The sequence below is a fragment of the Citrobacter sp. wls826 genome (assembly GCF_005281245.1).
Classification (GTDB): domain Bacteria; phylum Pseudomonadota; class Gammaproteobacteria; order Enterobacterales; family Enterobacteriaceae; genus Citrobacter; species Citrobacter braakii.
On record NZ_SZWS01000012.1, the window covers coordinates 124390 to 129774 of the forward strand.

The 5385-nt window shown below is 55.6% G+C and carries 7 protein-coding genes; 6 read left to right on the forward strand and 1 reads right to left on the reverse strand.

Annotated features, from left to right (window positions below; genetic code table 11):
* Both FDW87_RS21470 and FDW87_RS01560 read left to right on the forward strand, forming a co-directional pair.
* Positions 1 to 603: fimbria/pilus outer membrane usher protein (locus tag FDW87_RS21470; protein ID WP_252362941.1), on the forward strand; the 603-nt coding region annotated here is incomplete at its 5' end.
* Entirely contained in the window at positions 594 to 1676 is a 1083-nt protein-coding gene (locus tag FDW87_RS01560) for a fimbrial protein (RefSeq protein ID WP_137379383.1), read from the forward strand. The genes FDW87_RS21470 and FDW87_RS01560, both read left to right, overlap by 10 nt.
* A gap of 4 nt (positions 1677 to 1680) precedes the next feature.
* On the opposite strand, the gene hcaR is transcribed toward FDW87_RS01560, so the two are convergent.
* On the reverse strand, positions 1681 to 2562 hold the full coding sequence (gene hcaR / locus FDW87_RS01565; RefSeq protein ID WP_019077393.1) for a DNA-binding transcriptional regulator HcaR: 882 nt from the start codon (positions 2560 to 2562) through the stop codon (positions 1681 to 1683).
* Between the two features lie 135 nt (positions 2563 to 2697).
* On the opposite strand from hcaR, the gene hcaE reads away from it, so the two are divergent.
* The 4 genes from hcaE to FDW87_RS21475 all read left to right on the forward strand — a co-directional run.
* Positions 2698 to 4059 carry a 3-phenylpropionate/cinnamic acid dioxygenase subunit alpha gene (gene hcaE, locus FDW87_RS01570; protein WP_137379384.1) on the forward strand — a complete coding sequence of 454 codons (1362 nt, stop codon included), beginning with the start codon at positions 2698 to 2700 and terminating at the stop codon, positions 4057 to 4059.
* Positions 4056 to 4574: a 3-phenylpropionate/cinnamic acid dioxygenase subunit beta gene (gene hcaF / locus FDW87_RS01575; protein ID WP_049270001.1), complete on the forward strand. Its 519-nt coding sequence runs from the start codon at positions 4056 to 4058 to the stop codon at positions 4572 to 4574. Before hcaE ends, hcaF begins: the two co-directional genes overlap by 4 nt.
* Entirely contained in the window at positions 4574 to 4894 is a 321-nt protein-coding gene (hcaC, locus tag FDW87_RS01580; protein ID WP_016154025.1) for a 3-phenylpropionate/cinnamic acid dioxygenase ferredoxin subunit, read from the forward strand. The genes hcaF and hcaC overlap by 1 nt, the downstream gene beginning before the upstream one ends.
* A partial coding sequence (locus FDW87_RS21475) for an SDR family NAD(P)-dependent oxidoreductase (protein ID WP_252362942.1) occupies positions 4891 to 5385 on the forward strand: 495 nt, incomplete at its 3' end. The genes hcaC and FDW87_RS21475, both read left to right, overlap by 4 nt.

Genomic DNA, 5385 nt, shown 5'->3' on the forward strand with positions numbered 1-5385 from the left:
ATGAATGCGGGCTACGACTACAGCAGCGATAGCCAACAGATGAGCTACGGCCTCTCCGGCGGTATTGTCGCCCATCCCCATGGCGTGACGCTGTCGCAGCCGCTGGGTAATGCCTTTGCGCTGATTGACGCCAACGGCGCGGCAGGTATCCGGGTGAAAAACTATCCGGGCATCGCCACCGACTATTTTGGCTATGCCATTATCCCCTATCTGACCGCGTATCAGGAAAACGCCATCTCTCTCGATACCACTATGATGCCGGATAATGTCGATGTGACCGAAACCGTGCGTACCGTGGTGCCTAATCGCGGTGCCGCCGTAACGGCGCACTTTATTGCCCAGACAGGCTACCGCGTGCTGTTGAAACTCACCGATGCGCGAGGGAATGCGCTGCCCTTCGGCGCAGTAGCCAGCAGCCAGACGCAGCAAAGCATCGTCGATGAAGGCGGCGTGCTGTATATCACCGGCGTGAACAATCAGCCGCAGAGGTGGTCCGTGCGCTGGGGCAATCAGCCTGATCAACAGTGCCAGTTTACCTTCAGCCTGCAGGAAGATGCCGCTCGCAGCGCCGCAATACATAATGGGAACGCACTATGTCAATAAAGAATTCGTGGATGAAAAATGGGATTGCCGCCGCGCTGCTGGTGCTATCTATCGCCCCGGTCTACGCGGCGAACGGGTCCTGCGCCGCAGCAGGTCGCTTTAACGCCGATGTCTCCAGCGACTGGACACAAGCCCAGAACGTCGCCGGAACCTCGCTGGAGCTGCCGACACCGCTCTCGGGCGGTGCCTATCAAATTGATTGTGACTGTGGCGCGGGTAGCAGAGTGGCGCTGTTCTATACGGTCACCAGCGCGCTACCCGGAATCGGTCAACTCAGCGGCTTTTACCATCTGAATGATAATCTGGATATTAAAACCGAAGTTGACGATATTCCCGGCGCCACAGCCGTCTTACCGACAAACCGTGACCCATTGAGAGAAAATGGCTCGTATGAAATAAACAACCCCAAAGGCAGCGTGTGTACCGACGATCCGGCGGAGAATCGCGCCGCGCCGGTGACGATAGGCGCACGTACCCGTTTTACGCTGTACGTCACCAAACCCTTCTTAGGTGAACTGGTGATTCCAGATACCCTAATCGCCTCCGTACGGGCCGGATGGAGCACGACGACCTCCCCTCCGTCAATGAACAGCCTGGGAGATATCGCCGAACTGCGCATCCAGGGGAGCATTACCGTGCCTCAGGACTGTAAAATCAACCAGGGCGACGTCATTCAGGTCGATCTCGGTTATATCAACACCAGCCGTTTCACTACCCGTAATGAGATGCCGGACGGCTATACACCAGTCAATTTTGATATTGTCTACGACTGTGGCGATACATCAAGCATCAACAATAAGATGGAAATGAGGATTGATGGCGATGATCTGCTTGATCAGTACACGTTAGTCGCCCGCCGCCGGGAGGCCGATAATACCCCGGACATCGGCGTGAGAATGGCTCGTATCGACGGCACCCACATCAATATCCCGTTCACAAATGGGTTAATCGGTATCCATCCTTCCGGCCGGGGGGTCATCAGCCTGGAGGCATGGCCGATCAATCTCCTCGGTGGAACGCCAGCCCCAGGTAAATTTAGCGGTACAGCCACGATTACCGTTCTCGTGAAATAGCGCTTTACTCTATCCTCTGGCGTTGTGCCAGTTCGATGAATTGCTGCAGGGCGGGCTTTAGCTCGCCCTTCTTCCATGCCATCAACAATGCCAGCGTTGGCGCTTCACCGACGATAGGCCGAAAAACCACCTGCCCGGTATTAAAATTATTCATATAACCGGGTATCAAAGTCACCCCCAGTCCCATGCCGACCAGATTCATGGTCACCAGAATATTGGTCGCTACCTGCACAATATTGGGCTGGCTTTCCTGCTGCTGAAACCAGTTTTTGACAATCATCGCTAGCGCCCCGGAATAAGCGGGATCGGTACTGACAAAATTTACGCCGTGTAACTGTTCTGCGGAGATCGCTTGCTCATTGGCTAACGGATGATTCACCGGTAACACCACGACCAGCGGCTCATGAATCAGCTCCAGATAATCCAGCTCCGGGCTGTACACCGGGTGACGCATTAAGCCCACGTCCAGTTCTCCGTTGAGGATCCTTTCTTCCTGTTCGGTGGTTATCAGGCTTACCAGCTCAATGTGTGTATCCGGTTGTTTTAAACGAAATAAGGGCAGCACCTTCGGTAGCAAATTCACCTCAGCGGAAGGGACAAAACCAATAGCGAAATGATTATCTTCCTGCCCCGTTTTACGGGCGCGAACTTTGGCATTTTCCGCCTGCTCAAGGATCGCCAGCGCATCCTGTAAAAAGCACTCCCCGGCCGCCGTCAGCGCAACTTTTCGCTTGTCCCGCACCAGTAACGGAACGCCCACGCAGGTTTCCAGATCGCGGATCTGGCTGCTTAACGACGGCTGAGAGGTATGCAGCTTTTCTGCCGCCCGGGTGAAATTCAGCGCCTGCGCCACCGCCACAAAATAGCGTAAGTGCCTCAGTTCCATGCCCTTCTCCTTGTTATCGAAAAAATGTCTCAACTGGTAGAAATTTACTATTTCACAGATTGATAACTAACCAGCAACATCCTTATGGCACAAAAATAGAAGGTCAATACATCTTATCTTTCAGGATTAAAAAATATGACCACACCCTCAAATTTAGACATCTACCAACTGATCGACACGCAAAACGGTCGTGTAACCCCACGGATTTATACTGACCCAGAAATTTACCAACTGGAGCTGGAGCGCATCTTCGGGCGCTGCTGGCTATTTCTCGCCCACGAAAGCCAAATCCCCAAAGCCGGTGATTTTTTTAACACCTACATGGGCGAGGATGCGGTCGTGGTGGTTCGCCAGAAAGACGGCAGCATCAAAGCGTTTCTCAACCAGTGCCGCCACCGGGCGATGCGCGTCAGCTACGCCGACTGCGGGAACACTCGCGCCTTTACCTGCCCGTATCACGGCTGGTCGTACGGTATCAATGGCGAGCTGATCGACGTCCCGCTGGAGCCTCGCGCTTACCCGCAAGGACTATGCAAATCGCACTGGGGACTGAACGAAGTTCCTGGCGTAGAGAGCTATAAAGGGCTGATTTTCGGCAACTGGGACACCACCGCGCCCACGCTACGCGATTATCTCGGCGACATCGCGTGGTATCTCGACGGCGTGCTTGACCGCCGCGAAGGCGGCACAGAAATCGTCGGCGGCGTACAGAAGTGGACCATCGACTGTAACTGGAAATTCCCCGCCGAACAGTTTGCCAGCGATCAGTATCACGCATTGTTCAGTCATGCCTCCGCTGTGCAGGTGTTGGGGGCAAAAGACGACGGTAGCGATAAACGCCTCGGTGACGGACAAACCGCTCGCCCGGTGTGGGAAACCGCCAAAGATGCACTACAGTTCGGCCAGGACGGGCACGGCAGCGGCTTCTTCTTTACCGAAAAGCCGGATGCCAACGTGTGGGTCGACGGCGAAGTCTCCAGCTACTACCGCGACACCTACGCGGAAGCTGAACAGCGTCTGGGTAAGGTTCGTGCCCTGCGTCTGGCCGGTCACAACAACATTTTTCCAACGCTTTCCTGGCTCAATGGTACCGCTACGTTGCGCGTCTGGCATCCGCGCGGTCCTGATCAGGTTGAAGTGTGGGCGTTCTGTATTACCGATAAAGCCGCCTCTGATGAAGTGAAATCCGCATTTGAAAACAGCGCTACGCGCGCTTTTGGCCCCGCCGGATTCCTTGAGCAGGACGACTCGGAAAACTGGTGTGAAATTCAAAAACTGCTGAAGGGGCATCGGGCGCGTAATAGCAAACTGTGCCTGGAAATGGGGTTAGGTCAGGAGAAACGTCGTGAAGACGGCATTCCGGGGATCACCAACTACATCTTTTCAGAAACCGCCGCCCGCGGCATGTATCAGCGCTGGGCTGATTTACTCAGCAGCGAAAGCTGGCAGGAAGTGCAGGAAAAAACCGCCGCTTACCAGCAGGAGGTGATGAAATGAGTGCTTTAGTTTCCCTGGAACTGCATCACCGCATTACGCAGTTTCTCTACCATGAAGCCAGCCTGTTGGATGACTGGCAGTTTCGCGAATGGCTGGCACAGCTGGATGACGACATTCGCTATACCATGCGCACAACGGTCAATGCCCAGACGCGCGACCGTCGCAAAGGCGTGCAGCCGCCAACCACCTGGATTTTTAACGACAACAAAGATCAGCTTGAACGCCGTATTGCGCGACTGGAAACCGGAATGGCCTGGGCAGAGGAGCCGCCGTCGCGTACCCGGCACCTGATCAGCAACTGCCAGGTCAGTGAAACCGAAGTGCCGGATGTGTTCGCCGTGCGCCTTAACTATCTGCTGTATCGCGCGCAAAAAGAGCGCGATGAAACCTTTTACGTCGGCATGCGCATGGACAAAGTGCGCCGTTTACCGGGCGATGAGTGGCGCTTACTGGAGCGTGAGATCGTGCTGGATCAAGCGGTGATCACCTCCCATAACCTGAGTGTATTGTTCTGATGAGTCGTATTTATGCCTGCCCCGTAGGGGATTTGCCGGAGGGTGAAGCGCTCCGGCTCGACACCTCGCCTGTCATCGCGCTGTTCAACGTTGGCGGCGAGTTTTATGCCATTAACGATCGCTGTAGCCACGGTAATGCCTCGATGTCGGAAGGTTATCTGGAAGACGATGCGACGGTGGAATGCCCGCTACATGCCGCCAGTTTCTGCCTGAAAACCGGTAAGGCGTTGTGTTTACCTGCCACCGATCCGCTGACCACCTACGCAGTGTACGTGGAAGGTAGCGATGTGTTCGTTGATATTCCAGAGGACGCGAGATGAGCGATTTACGCGATAACGTGGTCTTTATCACCGGCGGCGGCTCCGGTCTTGGCCTGGCGCTGGTCGAGCGTTTCATTGAGGAAGGCGCGCGGGTCGCCACGCTGGAACTTTCGCCAACCAAAGTCGCCAGCCTGCGCCAACGTTTTGGCGAACATGTGCTGGCAGTAGAAGGCAACGTCACCTGCTACGCCGACTATCAGCGCGCGGTGGATCAAATTCTGGCGCGCTACGGCACGCTGGACTGTTTGATCGGCAACGCCGGGATATGGGATCACAACGCCTCGCTGGTCAATACGCCAGCGGACGCGCTGGAGAGCGGCTTTCATGAGCTGTTTAACGTCAACGTGCTGGGCTATCTGCTGGGCGCAAAAGCCTGCGCCCCTGCGCTGATCGCCAGCGAAGGCAACATCATCTTTACCCTTTCCAACGCGGCTTGGTATCCCGGCGGCGGCGGTCCGTTGTATACCGCCTCTAAACATGCCGCCACCGGG